The 16,280-nt window shown below is 57.2% G+C and carries 8 protein-coding genes and 2 pseudogenes; 4 read left to right on the top strand and 6 right to left on the bottom strand.

Annotation, left to right across the window (positions count from 1 at the left end; genetic code table 11):
• Nucleotides 1-1,080 precede the first annotated feature (1,080 nt).
• Nucleotides 1,081-1,386: pseudogene (locus tag E7813_RS16045) on the top strand (ammonia channel protein); the annotation flags it as partial.
• A 1,091-nt stretch (nt 1,387-2,477) separates the two neighbouring features.
• Complete coding sequence (locus tag E7813_RS16040; protein ID WP_291575481.1) at nt 2,478-3,683, top strand: NnrS family protein; 1,206 nt, start codon at nt 2,478-2,480, stop codon at nt 3,681-3,683.
• A 9-nt stretch (nt 3,684-3,692) separates the two neighbouring features.
• Here the strand turns inward: E7813_RS16040 and nirK are convergent, their stop codons facing one another.
• Both nirK and E7813_RS16030 read right to left on the bottom strand, forming a co-directional pair.
• The gene (nirK, locus tag E7813_RS16035) at nt 3,693-5,804 is read right to left on the bottom strand and encodes a copper-containing nitrite reductase (RefSeq protein ID WP_291575480.1); all 2,112 of its coding nucleotides are present in this window, start codon (nt 5,802-5,804) and stop codon (nt 3,693-3,695) included.
• Nucleotides 5,805-6,451: 647 nt separating this feature from the next.
• Nucleotides 6,452-8,755: a penicillin acylase family protein gene (locus E7813_RS16030; protein WP_291575479.1), complete on the bottom strand. Its 2,304-nt coding sequence runs from the start codon at nt 8,753-8,755 to the stop codon at nt 6,452-6,454.
• A gap of 271 nt (nt 8,756-9,026) precedes the next feature.
• Here E7813_RS16030 and E7813_RS16025 point away from each other — a divergent pair.
• Nucleotides 9,027-9,377, top strand: a pseudogene (locus E7813_RS16025) (IS5 family transposase); the annotation flags it as partial.
• A 787-nt stretch (nt 9,378-10,164) separates the two neighbouring features.
• Here E7813_RS16025 and E7813_RS16020 read toward each other — a convergent pair.
• Nucleotides 10,165-10,410 carry a hypothetical protein gene (locus E7813_RS16020; RefSeq protein WP_291575478.1) on the bottom strand — a complete coding sequence of 82 codons (246 nt, stop codon included), beginning with the start codon at nt 10,408-10,410 and terminating at the stop codon, nt 10,165-10,167.
• 206 nt (nt 10,411-10,616) lie between these two features.
• Entirely contained in the window at nt 10,617-11,459 is an 843-nt protein-coding gene (locus E7813_RS16015; protein WP_291575476.1) for a GGDEF domain-containing protein, read from the bottom strand.
• 331 nt (nt 11,460-11,790) lie between these two features.
• Between E7813_RS16015 and E7813_RS16010 the strand changes: the two genes are divergently transcribed.
• A complete protein-coding gene (locus E7813_RS16010) occupies nt 11,791-12,426 on the top strand; it encodes a Crp/Fnr family transcriptional regulator (RefSeq protein WP_291575474.1) in 636 nt (211 codons plus the stop codon).
• A 659-nt stretch (nt 12,427-13,085) separates the two neighbouring features.
• Here E7813_RS16010 and E7813_RS16005 read toward each other — a convergent pair.
• Nucleotides 13,086-14,189, bottom strand: a complete 1,104-nt coding sequence (locus tag E7813_RS16005) for a glycosyltransferase family 4 protein (protein ID WP_291575472.1) — start codon at nt 14,187-14,189, stop codon at nt 13,086-13,088.
• A gap of 138 nt (nt 14,190-14,327) precedes the next feature.
• Nucleotides 14,328-16,280, bottom strand: a 1,953-nt coding sequence (locus E7813_RS16000) for an ATP-binding protein (RefSeq protein WP_291575471.1), incomplete at its 5' end; no start/stop codon positions are given.

The following is a 16,280-nucleotide window of genomic DNA, read 5'->3' as shown; positions in this document are numbered from 1 at the left end:
GTCAAATCTTTGGGAGTGAGCAATATTGACCAGAGGTTATGGAGCCAGCAAGTCAGATTTGTATGTACCGAAAAGGGAACTCAGCCCTGACTAAACCGGAGCAGAGCCACCCTCGGAACCGTTCGGTAGACGCTCGTTCAAACGTCTGGTCGACGCGTTACTGCGGCTGATCGGCCTCATGTTTCATCCGAACAGTAAAAAGTCTAGAAGCGCATAGTACAAGCCGCCAAAAATTGGCAGCGCGACGGCAATGAGAAGCAAATATCGCCCACGGCTGGCTGTATAGTACCTGTTCGCCATTTTGATCTCTCTAGCGAGCGGATAGCCTGTTGCGCGACCGGACCCAAGGACTCAAACGCGGTCAGGTAGATTCGTTCCGCTGAGGCGGCGTCAGCCGTCGCTTTTTGGGAGCAAGCGCCTTGTTGATGGTGCGCTCGACTGCTGTATGTACCGAAAACCTCGTCCGACGATGTTTGCAGGTGAAATTCCCTGTTCCCCTCAAAAAAATCCCTGTTCCTCGAAATATTTTCCCTGTTAATTTGCATAGGGAATTGTGCGAAAAGTCGCTGCAACACAGCAGCTTCTTGCCAGGAAATCGGTTCGGGGAGCCCCAAAATCGCAAAATTCCCTGTAAAATTCCCTGTTAGCAGAGAATTTGCCTGGAGACGGGTGCGATCGGCACTGCGTCGCCAGCCACGCATTCATGCGTTCGGCCGGGCTCCCCAAGAAATGCGGGAATGGGCCGCAAATCGCGGCTTTTCGCGTGTTCGATTTCGTCTCCAGACTCCCAGTTCGCAGATCTTGGGATGGAAATCGCCGGAAGTCTCCGGCCTCGTCCGCGGATATTCCCGTTTTGCGGAGACTATCGGCAGAGACTGGGTTGATCACGACTGCCGCCCGACCAGATCAGTGTGACCGGCCGAGGAATCATCAGGCCGGTCCACCACCTCACACTTTTTCCACCAAATGGACTTCGACTGGAAATCCCATCAACTGAATGCGATCAGCGATAGCTCGAAGACTAACCTTGCTGCGGAATGCTGACAATTCCTGATTTCTTGTACCGGCCGCGCATAATGCGATTCGCTTGACGTGTTCGGTGTGCACGGCATCGGCGGCCTGACCGGCACATTGCTTGCCGGCGTGCTGGCTGTCGGCGCGGTATCTGCTAGTCCCGAAATTCCGCGCGGCGTGTCGGGCCTGCTCGAAGGAAACCCGCAGCAATTGCTGGCCCAAATCTACGGCGTTGCCGTCACTCTGGCTTGGTCGGGCATCATGACGTTTATTATTCTCAAGCTCATCGGCGCCATGGTGCGGCTGCGCGTGAACGGTGAAGATGAAATGATTGGGCTCGACGTCAGCCAGCACGGGGAAGCGCTTCAATGAAATAAGTGTCGCCACGAGGCGCACAAGCCGATGCTGACGATGTCTGCTGATCGGGGTAGACTGGAAGTGACGGGCGGAGCGTTAAACCGGCGTGATCCCCCCACATTAACGGACCTCAGAAGACCGAATTGCTGGTTGGTGGTTCAGTACTGCAACAAGTTACCGTTCGTCGGGATGAACAATTTCCTTAATTTCCTTCGACATATCGAAAATGCATGCTTCGTATAGACTCAGAATGTCTCGGATTAACGCCGCGCATTCCTTTGGTTTCAGGAGATCGAAGGGAAAGGGCCCGACGTTAGAATCATGATCGCGCCGTAGTTTCTCACGAACGCTGAGAACCCTCTCGGCTTTTTCTCTTATGGCTTTGGGAAAGTACTGAGGGATTAAATCCATGAGAGCAGAAGTCGCCTCATCGATGCGCATCTTTCGTGGGCCTTCATGTGAAGCCAATATTCTAACCGCTATTTGCAATCGATGGAACGTTCCTATCGGATCACTCCAACCGCGGTTCGGGTCACCGAGAGTCATGACACACGTTGTGCTTTGGTGCGGCTGATGAGAAGCCTTTGTTAGTCAATGCCCCTACCACTCCCGTAACAGCGCCTTCTTCGGCTTGCCTTTGTTTTTGCAAGCTCGATCAGCGTAGAATTTACTTTTAACATCAGTGTCAACATAGTCGCAATAGACGGACTAAGCGGCACAAAAATCAACAATCCCCTTTGGCAACTCACTACCTCGCACATGTCTCTTCATGGCACTTTTCGGACATGGCGGTCGGGTTTGGTGATGTCAGCTATCGGGGGCAAAGCGGAAGTCGCATTTTAGTGCCGTCAGGTCGCCTTTTGACCCTTAACAGAACTGGACGACCCCACTGCCTGCGTTTCAGTTCGTCGCTTTCGGAGCCGTTCTCATGAAGCATCTCCAATAGACATGTAGCGGTTTATGCTAAGCTTGTTTGGAAGATAGATGGTGTCGCTGCCGGCAGGTTTGTTCTCCAGGGGTTTGAGCCAGAGAAAGCTTTGAACGTTCGTCATGAACTGGACGGGCCGGATGTAAATGAACCGCATCACGTTGCTGAAAGCACGATCATGATCCCGATTCCCCGACTTCGGCTCCGCGACAGATGGACGCTTCTGTCGAGCGGCTTCCGACCCTTCTTCCTGTTGGGATCCATCTATGCGGGTCTCGCGATCCTGATCTGGCTCCCGGTCTTTACAGGCGAGCTCGATCTGACCACGACCTTCACGCCGTGCGACTGGCATGTCCATGAGATGCTCTACGGCTATCTTCCAGCGGTAATCACGGGTTTTCTGTTCACCGCGATTCCGAATTGGACCGGGCGCTTGCCCATTCGGGGCACGCCGCTCCTTGGCCTTGTCGTCCTCTGGCTTGCAGGCCGGGTCTGCGTGACGTTTTCGGCCGAGACTGGATGGCTGGCGGCGATGCTGGTCGATGCAAGCTTCCTGTTGCTCGTCGCGGCGGCGGCTGCCCGCGAAATCATCGCAGGACGCAAGTGGAACAACCTCAACGTTGTCGTTCTGGTCCTGCTGCTTCTTGCGGGCAACATCGCATTCCACCTGGAGGCTCATTTCCATGGCGCCGCCGACATCAGCATCCGTATTGGCATCGCAATTGTCGTGATGCTGATCTCGCTGATCGGCGGTCGCATCATTCCAAGCTTCACCCGCAATTGGCTCGCGCGGGAGAATCCAGGTCGTTTGCCGGCGCCTTTCGGGCGGTTCGACATGATGGTCGTAGCGACCAGCGCACTGGTACTGCTGTTTTGGGTCGTCTGGCCAAACGGCGCAGCGACAGCCGTTGCTCTTGGGCTGATTGGCTGTCTGCATCTCGTTCGTCTCGGCCGTTGGGCCGGCGGTCGAACCTGGCGAGAGCGTCTGGTGCTCATTCTGCACATCGGCTACGCCTTCGTGCCGATTGGATTTCTGCTGAATGCGGCATCCGCTTTCGGCCTGGTCCCTGCGAGCGCCGGAATCCACGCCTGGATGGCAGGAGCCGCAGGTGTCATGACGCTGGCAGTGATGACCCGGGCGACGCTGGGCCATACCGGCCAGAAACTGACCGCGTCCGCTTCGACCCAGGCCATATATGCCGCGGCAATTGTCGCGGTCGTGGCCCGCATTTGCGCGGTGATCGAACCGGTTTATGGCGTGCCGCTTCTTCATCTCGCGGCTTTTGCCTGGGCTGCGGCCTTCGTTGGGTTTGCGATATCCTTCGGACCGGTATTGATCAGCTACGAAAAAGGGCGACCGAACAAGCAGGAAGCGGCTGCGTAACGGCGCATCTCAATGTCCCATGCCGGGCATCACCGTGCCGTTATAGATATCAGGATTAGGAGCGCCCTCGACGATCAAGAGACCGGCGAGCCCTCGCTCCATACGGGCCAGTGCGTGATCCACGATCGTGTAATTTCCCGGCACATGAAGCTTGAACTCGGTAATCACAGCGCCACCGGGTGCCACCGTAACGGTCTGAATACCTTCCAGCGGCGGGTTTGTCAGACCGCCCAGATTATAGACCTTGTCAAAAATCTCACCGATCACATGAAAAGATGATGTGAAGTTCGGTCCGCCCACGCCGAAGAAAAGCCTCACCGTTTCTCCAACCTTGGCATGCAAAGGATGTAATTTCGAAATCGCGCCGACAGAGCCGTTGAAGACGAAATACTCCGGCCGCTCGTTCAACAGCTTTTCGACGCTGAACTCCTGACTTCCATGCTGGCCGAACGCGGCTTCCGTATAAATTTCACCTTGCATGACGTAAAATTCGTGATCGACCGGCGGGAGACCCGCTTCAGGTTCGACCAAAATCATCCCGTACATGCCGTTGGCAATGTGTTCGGCGACCATCGGCGTCGCACAATGGTAAACGTAAAGGCCGGGAATAAGGGCCTTGAAGGTCATCGATTTCTCGCCCCCCGGATCGACTTGCAATGCTGCGGCACCTCCGCCGGGGCCCGTTGCCGCATGAAAATCCACCGAGTGGATCATGTTGCTGTCGGCGGAATTCTTGAGATGAACGTCGACGGTGTCGCCAACGCGAACGCGGACGAACGGTCCCGGTACTTTGCCATTAAACGTCCAGTAGCCGAATGTCGTCGCTTCCGCGAGCCGGCCTTCTTGTTCAACGGTGAATAGATCCAGCCTGACGGTCTGTGGATCCCGCTTGCCGATCGGCGGAGGAAGGTCGGTGGGCTCGCGCGAAATGTCGGCCTCGACCAGCGTCTGCGGCGCAACCATGGGCGTTACCAGAAACTGGCCCTGCATACCCGCCAATTGGTGACCGGGAACGCTGCAGAAATAGATGAAGTCTCCGGATTTCGTCGCACGGAAAACGATCGTCGTGCTGGCGCCCTTGCCATTCACCCGCGGCGATTTCGCGGCCTGATCGGGAAACACGATGTCATGTTCGGTGCCCTCTCCATTGATCAGGGTGAGTTGCACGATTTGTCCTTCGGCCGCGGTCAGAACGGGATTTGCCTTGCCGTCGATAGAACCGCCAACACCCAGAAAGACCATTTTTCCTTCGGCGATCCCTGTGCGCAACGTGTACTTCGCGTCCGTTAAATAGGCAGCGGCGCTGCCTGATCCGGCTTGCGGCGCTGCCGCCGTGGAAGTGGACGGTGCGTCAGCTTTCGCTGCGGTCGGCGCACCCGCGGGGGCGACGGGCGCCGCCAAAAACACGATCACGTCTTTGCGGTCGTGATCAGTCTTGAGGCCGGGAAACGGCATTCGGTTGCCTGGCACGATCTTCTGGGGATCCATCAAATAGGCGTCGAGTGTGGCCGCATCCCACGTCAACGCAGCCTGTTTGAGCGCCGGCGAATAGCTAAAACCAGGTTCGGCGCCCGACTTGCGGCCGACGATCCCGGCCAGGCTTGGACCCAAGATGACTTTTCCTGGCTCCAGAGAGTGGCACGCCTGACACTTCTTGAAGACCTGGCGACCCGCGATGACGTCGCCCGGCGGGTTTGCGGCATCGGTCGCGGCGGCGGCTTTTGGCGGTTCCTTGTCCGGCTTTGAAGAGCCTTGAACGGCGGCAGGCGCAGCAACGGCCTGAGCCTCGACCATAGGATGGTGCATCGGCACCGGCTTGGCAGCTTCACCGGTGGTGACGACGGCAGCGGTCGTCGGCGCCGCCGGGGCTTTCGCGGCATCTTCTCTGATCGCGGAGGTTTGAGGCGCAGCCGGCTGCGAAGGAGTTGGGTTGGTGCCTGTTTGGCCGTTGGTTGGCAGTGCGGCAGATTGCGATGGCGGCAAGTCAGCCAGCTTTGAATTGCTCTGCGTCGGGGAATTCGCGGCGACAACCACCAACAAAACAGCCGCCGCGACTCCAAGAAACCCGGGTACCCAGTTTTGCAAATGCTCCCAATCGAGCCGTGGACCCCATCGGTGCATGTTGAATTCCCATTATTTCAGAAGCTGCCACTTGAGAGGCGCAGCGACTACGCGCGCATCTCAGCCGCGGGTGAACGTCCGCGACTCGAATCTAACGAATACAAGTATTTTAAAGTTGAGACTGCCCAATCGGCATCATTGGTGGATCCGCTTCGTTGCGGCCCATCACATCCCAGATATCGAACATACACCCCGATACCAGGCACGTTCTGTATAAAATTGACCACTATGTGCGTTGGGCACTACATAATCGACCGGTGCTTGAATGTCCGTTCCTGGCAGATATTGTTGCAAAAGTCGAAATTCGAACAACCCTAAAAATCTCGCGAAAGTCGATCTTTGGACTTCTCTGCTGCCGTTTCGGTTTTCAATGCCCCTACGGAGGTCCATGATCGATTTTGGATGAAGCGATATGGTCCCTCACGTCGCCGCGCGTAAAACGCACCACCGGCTCTAGGAATTTTCCTTCGACACCCCAAAAAGACTTTTGCAACAATATCGGCACATAACGGACATGCCCGACCGCGCTGACGATGTCCGTTTCTGGGGGGCAAAGGGGACATGGCGTGTTGCGCCGCGCCCGCTGCGTTCGAACACCGGCCAAGAGCGCCCCAAGGACTTGCTCGGTCGCCGACAAAGGGGGACGCTTATGGCTTCGTGATCTTCTCCGTGAGGGTGAGCGTCGAGACTGCGCTTGCCTTCACCGCTTCGGGCGTGAAGCGGAGGTCGTCCCAGCCCTTCTGCGAATAGAGCTTGGTCTGGTCGCCGAAGTGCGGTGAGGCGGGATTCGTCGACTGAGAATAGCTCAGCACCCCCTGGCTGACCGGCCCGTGATCCGTGAATTCCACCGCCATGATCCAGCTGGAGCCTGCGTCAATCTTACGCCAGCCGCCGTCGATGGGTGGCGCAGGAGTAATCACGTTGAAGATACCTTCCGATGCGGGACCTCCGTGGATCGGAATAGCTTCGGCATTACGCGGCTCCGACTGGACCTGGCCTAGGGGCGCATCCGCCGATGTGTGCAGGCGGTCGAGCTCCGCCACGGCGTCAATCAAGGCCTTCAGCACCACCGGATTGGCCGTATCAAGGGTGTTAGGCGTGTTCACCGGGTCTTTGGGATCGAAGGCGACCTTGAACTTCAGGCCACCCTTCTCGACGAACAAGCGGAAGACTTGGGCGCCGCGACTGTCGAGGTTGACGTGCAGGTCCCAGCCGGCCAGCGACATGCAGGCGCGAGCCAGCTCGGGATGTGAACCGGCAGCCTCGCGCCGGCACAAGCCTAACAAGTCGTCGCGGGTCATCTCGGCGCCCAGGTTGCGGTCGTTGAAGAGGACGCCCTCGACGGTTGCGAGATCGAATTTCGGTGCGCCCAGCCCGTCGACGCCAGCTACCCGATCGGCGATCATAGCCAGGCCCAGCCGGGTGCGCAGCGACCGGGCCGTCCTCTCGTCGCCGAAGATGCGGCCATAGCCTGTGAGCGGCTGGTTCGGATTGCTCAGCCAGTAGCTGTCGTTGGAGTTCTCGGTGAAGTCGTCGCGGTAGATTTGCGGCAGCGCCGACGCCGGGAAGATGCCGCTGGTTGCCGCCTTCGGATCGCTGTCCCAGTCGCAGGCGGCCTTCGAGCCGTCCAGGATCAGCATGCGCTCCCTGTCCCAGGCCGCCTGAGCAGTGGGCGAGGTCGCGCAGGCTTTGGCCTTGGCGTCGGTGACGTAGGGGAGCGAGCCCATGTCGCCGTAGAAGGCCTCGCCGCCCGCGTCGACCGCCGTGGTGTTGAAGCTTGTGCCCTGATAGCGGCTGAGCGCTGCGGCCAGTTCGTGTATGTCGTGGGTCTGCCACATGGCGAGATACTGATCGACCGCACGCAAATTCACTGGCGCGGTGCGCAGCGCGTAGGCCCGCTCCCTAGTCCAAGGGAGTTGCGGTGTCTCGACCATCGGGCCGTAGCTGGTCGTATAGTAGGTCCGCGTGATCGGCGTCAGGCCTTTGTCGGTCTTCACTTGTACTGTCACCGACACGCGGCTCATCGGGACCGACTTGCCCTCATAGAGGTAGGCCGTGGGATCTTTCGGATCGAGCGTCAGCTCGAACATACCGAAGCGGCGGGCGGTAGAGACCGTGTGGGTCCATGCGATCCATTGATTGTGGCCGATGGCAACCAGTGGGGAGTTCTCCAGTCCGGCGCCCACGATGTTAAGCTTGCCCGGAATGATCAGGTGAAGTCGTGTGAAGCGGTTCAGGCCGTCCCAGGGGTAGTGTGGATTGGCCAGCAGCACGCCGTGACCGGTCTTGGTCACCTCGCGGCCCAGGGCGTAGGCGTTACTGCCCTGGCCCTGAGGAATGTTGGTGGGCGCGTCGAAGGCGCCTGCTCTGATCGGCTCCGCTCCTCCGGGCGGGGTGGCGGCGGCGACGCCGGCGAGCTGGACCGGAGTCTGGCCGGCAAGCGTGATGCGCCACATATCGATCTCAGTATAGGGCCGTACCCACGCTGCACCCTTGCAGGCCGACGGCAGGTTTCCGATGCCGGTGTCGCGCACATAGCGGTTGACGCCGGCGACATAGCCCCGGTACAGCGCCCGCGCATTGGCCGACGGGCGATCCAACGACTTGGGATCAGCGTTCAGCAGCAGCTCCAGCCGCCCGGTCTGGATCAGGCGCTGATGGTAGAGGTCGCTCACCAAATTGGCGTTCTTCTCGCCCAGGCCGAGGAAGCGGGCGCGCTGGGCAGTGACCGTCAACATGCGGTCGGCGAAGTCGCAGAAATTGTCTTGCGCCGCGGCGTAACCGGAGCCGAAGCCCAGGCTGCCGTAATCAGCTGCGGTGATGTGCGGTGCGCCATAGGCCGTGCGCATGATAGTCGCCCGGTACAAGCCGTCTGCCTTCACAGGCTTTCCCTGGAGAGCGCCGCTCACCGACGCCACCACAACGAACACCGCAACCGTCGCAGACTTCAACCACATGATTCCCACCCTATTGGACCCAACAAATGCATCGAACAGGAGGTGACCTTCAAGTAATATTCTTTGGCCAGCATAGTTGTTCGACAGACCGAAGTCTGTTCAGGGTCAATCGCTACACGGGCGACCCAGCGGCAAGTCCGGCAATGTCGGCTATACCGCCGAAAGCGGAAGTAATTCAGAAGATTAGGGGCTTCGCTATAGCCCGGTACAGGTTGATGGCCCTGCCAGAGACGTGATTCAAGCTCCGAAACCGGAGCCCCGAATCATGCGCTACGAACTCAGCGACTATGAGTGGACCGCCATAAAGCCGATGCTGCCGAACAAGCCGCGCGGCGTTCGACGGGTAAATGACCGTCGCGTGCTCAATGGCATCTTTTGGATCCTGCGCTCTGGTGCCCCATGGCGCGATCTGCCGGAGACCTACGGTCCTCGTACCACGTGTTACAATCGCTTCGTTCGGTGGCGGCGGGCTGGCGTCTGGGACCAGATCATGAATGCGCTTGCTGCCGGTCATGACGCGGCGGTGAAGATGATTGATACCTCGGTTGTGCGCGTGCACCAGCACGGGGCCTGTATCGCGGACAACAATCATCAGGATATGGGTCGCTCGCGAGGGGTGTCATTCGGCCTGCAATATTGACCCCCTAAGCCGGGGGATCGGCGTCCAAAATTGCCTCAGAGTAGTTACCTACAGCGTACAGCGAATAGTAGCGCTGTTCGATCGCGGCGATCTCAGATGATTGGGAATGCACAATGTCGGCACCCAAGGCGACCCATATCGCCAAGATTACAACGACTCTCGCGCAACTTGCATCTGTTAGGCGTTTCAACACTCTGCCTCACAAGACCAAAAGCGGTTCTCCGACGGAGTTTTGAGACCAACATAGGAATGACACTTATTTATATCGCGCAGAGATGGTGTTGGTGAATTGTCTGAGTACCTAGCACTCCGAATTTATCTATTGTCTCACAAGTTGAAACGGGCGCAATATGCCCGTTCGCGGGAGGACTTTCAGCACGTCGCCGAACAGTATCAGTGTTTACCGCAGATAGATAACGCCCATCCCTCGGTGTCCTTATGGCCGATCACAAGGATAAGCTAAAATACATTAGACCTCCCGCCATCCCTAGATGCATTTTTTGTAGCGACAGTCCGCCACCCAAATTGACCGGAGAACACATATTCCCTAGGTGGTCTCATAGGTATTTGCCGCCAGAAACACGCAAGAACTACGATTCTCTTCGAGGAATCCGGAATCCTCACACCAGCACTCACTATGAGATTATTCGTCCAGGCGACATTCGGCATTGGACCGTGCAATGCGTTTGTGGAACCCGTTGCAATAACGGATGGATGCGCACGCAGATCGAGGATGCCGCCAAACCCTTCCTCATTCCTCTAATTAGAGGTGAGGAATGCCGCATTCTTCCTGCTGCTCAAGCCCGAATTGCGGCATGCCGCGAAAGTCACGCCATCTTGAAGGATAAAAGACCATGACGACGTGCGGCGCATAGGATGACTGTAAGGTTTCAATGCCTTTGTTGATATTCACCGCGATTTCAAGGGCGCTCGTTTGTGGATCGGAGGAACTTGGTTCAGGGCATACAAACCATCCGGCAACACCTGGTTGGGGGACTTCGAGCGGCAACCCATAGGCCGACGCAAACCCGGGATAATCAACGAGATAATCGCGTTCATTTACGAAATGCCCCTTGCCAGGGTGAGGTCGTAGCACCGAGGAAGCGACCGAACAAAGGAGGGCAACTTTATGCGGAAGTCGTGGAGGGAAGGGCCTCACCCGAGGGGAACAGCCGACAGGCGGCCGTGGTTCGGACACTGAGCCGAACATACTGGCTAAGCGACCGACGCGCCGCGCTTGTGCGCGTACATCGATTTGTCGGCTGCTTTGAAAAGATCGCCGGAAGATGTGCCGTCGTCCGGAAAAAGCGCGAATCCGACGCTGGCTGATACAAATATTGGATGCTGCGCAGGTCCGATTGAGCAGTTGATCCCTGATTCGAAATGCGCACGCACACGGCGGGCGAATAGCGTATCGTAATTGACCGGAAGGACCACTCCGAATTCGTCGCCGCCGATCCTTGTCACCACACAGTCCGGACCGGCCTTGTTCTTGAGCTCTAGTGCGAGCCCCTTCAAGGCTTCATCTCCGATGTAGTGCCCGTGCTTATCGTTAAGAAATTTTAGATTGTTCATATCGACAATAATGATTCCCGTGCGGCTGCCGGTTTCTTGCGCTAGCGACAAGGCCAAATGCAACTGCGCATCGAACATCGCGCGGTTTGGCAGTCCTGTGAGCGCATCACGTTGCATCGCCGAAACGTCAACATGCATCAGTATGGCATGTCGTTCTCTCTTGATTTCGACTACCGAAATCAACACCTGAAACCAGTGGTACAGTCCATTGAATGGACAGGCGTAGGTCGCGACAAAAGAAGGTAACTCGCCCTGCAAGACCGCGCGCAATCCGGCGAGAATCTCCGCCACGTCGCAGCCACGTTGGATCGCCGCCTCGCATTCTGCGATATAGTTCCAACCCGTCTGTTTGGCCAAAAGGCCGCCGGACTTCGCGGTTTCTTTCCACTTTCGATTGCAGTGCACAACAGCGCCAGCGCGGTCGACGACCGCGATTTCCGCGACGAGGTAATCAGCGAGATCAAGCTCTCTATCCTGAGTCAAAGGAGGCCCGCGAAAATTTCCCGAACAAAGCGTTCGGAGTGAATTTGTTCGGATTGGCGATGACGTTAGGCCAACGGAATTAATGTTTACCCGTAAGTCGCGGCATATTTGATTCAAACCATACGATGTGGCTCAGAACCACGTCAGGCCTCGGCAGGAGCGGGCCATCATGGGTCGTTTGGAGCGGGATCAAGGGAGCGTCATTATTTAGTTGCGTGTATAATTTTGATCAACCGCGTATCAAACTGATCTTCTCGAGGTCATCACCGCCGAATCACCAGGCACTAATAGGTGACTGAGAGTGTTGCGCTCCCGCCTCAAGGGAAGCGCCGTGGAAAAAAGCTCAATTGACATTTTTTGGCCCCACCAGAACGGTCCCCACAAGCTGCTCGCACAAACTGGCGCCGGTAGAGCCACCCAAGACTATCGGAACAATCAGAATGTATTTTTCCAAGGTGAAATCGCGGACTTTGTTTTGTTCATTCAAAAGGGTCGCGTAAAGCTCATCGTCACGTCCGAGTACGGCAAAGAAGCGATCATCGGGATCATGGAGGAAGGGCAGTTTTTTGGTGAGGGGTGCCTCCAAGATCAACCGCTGCGGGGTGCCACAGCGATAACGTTAAGCGACTGCCGTATTACCTCAATTACAAAAGATGCAATGCTTTCCGCGATCCGCGATCAGCCGCAATTCTCCAAACTGTTCATGGACCATTTATTGAGCCGCAACAGTCGGATTCAGGAAGACGTGGTCGATCAGCTGTTCAATTCGAGCGAGAAGCGGCTTGCTCGCTTGCTGTTGCTTCTCGCGAACTATGGGAAGGAAGGCAGCCCGCCCATCGTTCCGGTCATTCTCGATCAGGAGACGCTTGCGGAAATGATTGGGACGACGCGAGCCCGCGTTTCGCAGGCCATGGCTTCCCAAACATGGCCTGATACACCATCGACCGCCGGTTCGCGCCGGGGCTAGTTCGCAATGCGGGGGCCGTCTAAATGTCAAAAACGGGAGTCACGGGCCAAGACGAGTGGGTTGTCGCGGAAGGAATGGCAACGGCGCGCATATCTTGAAATGACGCTAATGAACTTTGACTATTGGGGCGCGGTGCACTTCTTCGCCATCATCATCGGTCACTAAGACCGCACACTCGCGAACTCTTAGCTCCGGCCGGATCTCGTACAGTTCACTCGCAAGACGGTCGGCTGCGTCAGACGCATGGATGTCATCAGGCAACAGCAGCCCCCTGCGGTCTGCGATGGTGTTCTTTCCGATTACGTCGAAATGATACCTGGGCATGTAAGGCAACGGGCTTCTCGATTGGAGGTTCCAAAAGAAATAGCTTCTGGGCGGTGGTAGTGACACCGTTTGAACATCATTTGCCGCCCCCTCGGCAACTGTGCGGCCAATTCGACGTCGGTTTCGCGCGCCGTTGAGAGGATAGGGCGTATTCTTTGTCGCCCAATTCTCGGCGGGCTACATCACCAATATGTCCGGGTTTGATTTACGACAGGGACAGCCAACCACACGTGCTGCCGCGAAAGCTGGACGCATCATTCCCCCTCGCAATTCTGCCCGGTTTGCATCACCCATATGCTCGGATTTGTTTTGCGATAGACACAGCGCTGGAACCGTCAATTCATCGTCTCGGTTTCAACAATGTTGAACGCCGGCGGCTCTGTTGCTTGCGTTTCAGTCGTGTCGTGGAGCGTATCTTGCAGCATCTTGCGATAAAGATGGACATAGTCGCGCGCCATCCGCGCCGACGAAAATCGCTCTTCGAAACGCCTACGGACGGCGCGCCGATCCATCGCCAACAATCTTGGGATGGCGGCAATGGCTTCGTCCATATGTTCGACAATCATGCCGGTGACACCTTCATCAACAATTTCTGGAACTGAGCCGCAACGGAATGCCAGCACCGGTGTGCCGCATGCCATCGCCTCGATCATTACGAGGCCAAACGGTTCAGGCCACTCGATCGGAAACAACAGCCCCAGCGCTTCGCCAAGGAAGGCGCCTTTGTTTTGCTCGCTGATCTCACCGATGAATTGTACGCCCGGAACTTCAAGCAAGGGCGCGATTGTCTCCCGGAAGTAGGCTTCATCGACGGGGTCGACCTTCGCGGCAATCTTAATGGGGATGCCAAGACTACGAGCGATAGCGATCGCGCGGTCCGGCCGCTTCTCCGGCGATATTCGCCCGATGAATGCGAGATAGCCTCCGCGGGGTTGTAAGATTGGCTGCATCAAGTTTAGCGGCAGACCATGATGGATTGTGGCTGCAAAATTGGCGCTTGCTACCGGACGCCGCTGGTCGCTCGAAATCGAAACCAGCGGCATGTCATCAAACCCAAAAAAAATCGGTTTGATGTCCGGCAGGTCCTGGCGACCATGGAGCGTCGTCACCGTCCGTGCAGCCAGGTAACGAAATAGCGGGAAGTGCAAGTAGTCGATGTGAAAGTGAAGAATATCAAAAGCGGCTGCATGCTGGCGAACGCGATCAAGCATCAGCATATAATAGGGAATTGGATCTACAACATGGGGGTCGAGACGCAATGCAGTGGCCGCGCAGCTTACCAGGCGCGCGGACGTTATGGAATCACCACTAGCAAACAGCGTGACATTGTGCCCGAGCTTGACGAGTTCCTCCGTGAGATAAGATACCACGCGTTCGGTGCCACCGTAAAACCGCGGTGGAACGCTTTCCATCAAAGGAGCTATTTGAGCGATTTTCATTTCTAGGTTTCCCTCTGGAAAAGCAGAACTCTCTGCCAATGAAGCGGTATTCCTTTTCGCTCAAGCGGATGATCCATTTTACGAAACAAGTCCCAATTCTTCTTTGATCCAATATTAGTATCTGGATTTTATATCCCTTTATTGCGCATAAGGCGGACTGGATTTCGGGGATTGAGTGAAGGGCTGGTTGGAAATGGTCTCAACACCATCCAGGTAGTTGGACAATTCGCCCACCCACTTCCGCGACGCGTCGGTATCGGCGCTCTCGGCCGCCTGCTGAAGGGCGCCGCCGATGTTAGTGATGGTCTGGAATCCAAACATGGCCCCGGAGCCCCTCATCTGGTGCCCCAGACTTGTGACGGTCGCAAAGTCAACTCGATCCAAGGCCTCCAGCATCACGTTAACATTTTGCCTGCAGTTCTGCAGATACGCGGGGATCCGGTCTGCGGATTTGGACTTCACTCGCAAAAGGATCGGGTCCATCCGGCTGCTTTCTTCTTTTGATGACGAAGGAGCGACTCTGGAGTGCTCCCTGATCGCTTGCAGCAGCACCTCTTGTTTGATTGGTTTCGTCAAAAAAGCCGTGCACCCCGCCGCTAGACACATTTCTCGATCCCCCTTCAAGGCAGAGGCCGTCAGTGCAATGATTGGTGTGGGCGGCCGATCGTTCGCCTGTTCCCACGCTCGAATCGTTCGTGTCGCGGTCAAGCCGTCCATGACCGGCATTTGCCGGTCCATCAGGACAAGGTCGTAGTGTCCGGCTGTAAACTTTTCACAGGCGATGGCCCCGGTCTCGGCGATTTCGACCTGGTACGGCGTGTCCTCCAGATAGGCCATCGTGATTATGCAGTTGTCGGGAGAGTCCTCCGCCAGAAGAATTCGTAGCGCCGGCAGCGGCAGCTCCGGATCCGTACCGACCGGCACGGCCACCGGCCGATCGGCCGTGGCCCAGATCTCGAATGGCACGGCGAAGGCAAACACGCTGCCCGCCCCGACCTCGCTTTCGACCCAGATGCGTCCGCCCATCAGTTCCACCAGACGCTTCGAAATCGTGAGCCCCAGCCCCGAGCCCCCAAACCTGCGTGTTGTGGATGAGTCGGCTTGTGTGAAGCGTTCAAACACCTGGCCCAATTTCTCGTCCGAAATGCCGATGCCGGTGTCCGAAATTGTGAACCGCAATGCGGTTGGAATGGGGGAGTCCGCATCCGGCTCGACTCGCAAGGACACTTCGCCCGATTGCGTGAACTTAATCGCGTTGCCAAGCAAATTAAGCAGCACCTGCCGCAGCCGTGTCGGGTCGCCGACCAGGTCGGTGGGGACGTTCGGCGCGATCTTGCACACCAGGGCCAGCCCTTTTTCATGGACCCGAGCCGCCACCATCTCCATCACTTTCTCCAGCAGGTCGTTCAACGAGAACCCGGTCCGTTCCAGCTCGAGCTGCGACGCTTCGACCTTGGAGAGATCGAGGATGTCGTTGATGAGATTCAGCAGGTTGTCGCCGGCGCGGCGGAAGATCTGCACATACTTGTCTTGCTCCGGGGAGAGATCGGTCTTCGCCAGCAGATCCGCGATCCCCATGATCGCATTCATCGGCGTTCGGATCTCATGGCTCATGCTCGCCAGAAAATCCGACTTCGTCTGGCTTGCGCTCTCAGCAGTGGCCTTGGCCTGCTGCAATTCCGCCTCCACCCGCTTGCGCTCCGTGACGTCGCGCGCCGCAGCGAACACGCCCTGCAGCGTACGGTTTCGGTCGTAAAAGGTGGTCGCGTTGTAGGACACCACCGTTTGCTTGCCGTCGCGAGCACGCGCCGTCAGCTCGTAGTCGGTGACCGACTTTTCGCTTAGCACGAGCTTGATCGCCGCCTCGGCCCGCTCTGGATCGGTGAAGTAATCCTTAAACGGCGCGCCGATCAGTTCGTCACGCGTGCAATCGGTGAGCGCCTCCATCTGCTTATTGACGTCGGTAATGATACCGGAGGGATCGGTGGTCATGATCGCGTCGATGTTGGATTCGATCAGCGAGCGGGTGTAGAATTGCTGGTCGCGCAGGCGCTGATCGAGCTTTTTTTGCTCGGCTTCGACCAGCTTGCG

Source organism: Bradyrhizobium sp. (assembly GCF_004799405.1).
Taxonomy (GTDB): Bacteria; Pseudomonadota; Alphaproteobacteria; order Rhizobiales; family Xanthobacteraceae; genus Bradyrhizobium.
This window is presented reverse-complemented; position numbering and strand designations above follow the sequence as displayed.

Bases quoted from the DNA above. Each gene is read 5' to 3' on its own strand.
- E7813_RS16040 (WP_291575481.1), top strand. From the start codon at position 2,478: ATGATCCCGATTCCCCGACTTCGGCTCCGCGACAGATGGACGCTTCTG.
- nirK (WP_291575480.1), bottom strand. From the start codon at position 5,804: ATGCACCGATGGGGTCCACGGCTCGATTGGGAGCATTTGCAAAACTGG.
- E7813_RS16005 (WP_291575472.1), bottom strand. From the start codon at position 14,189: ATGAAAATCGCTCAAATAGCTCCTTTGATGGAAAGCGTTCCACCGCGG.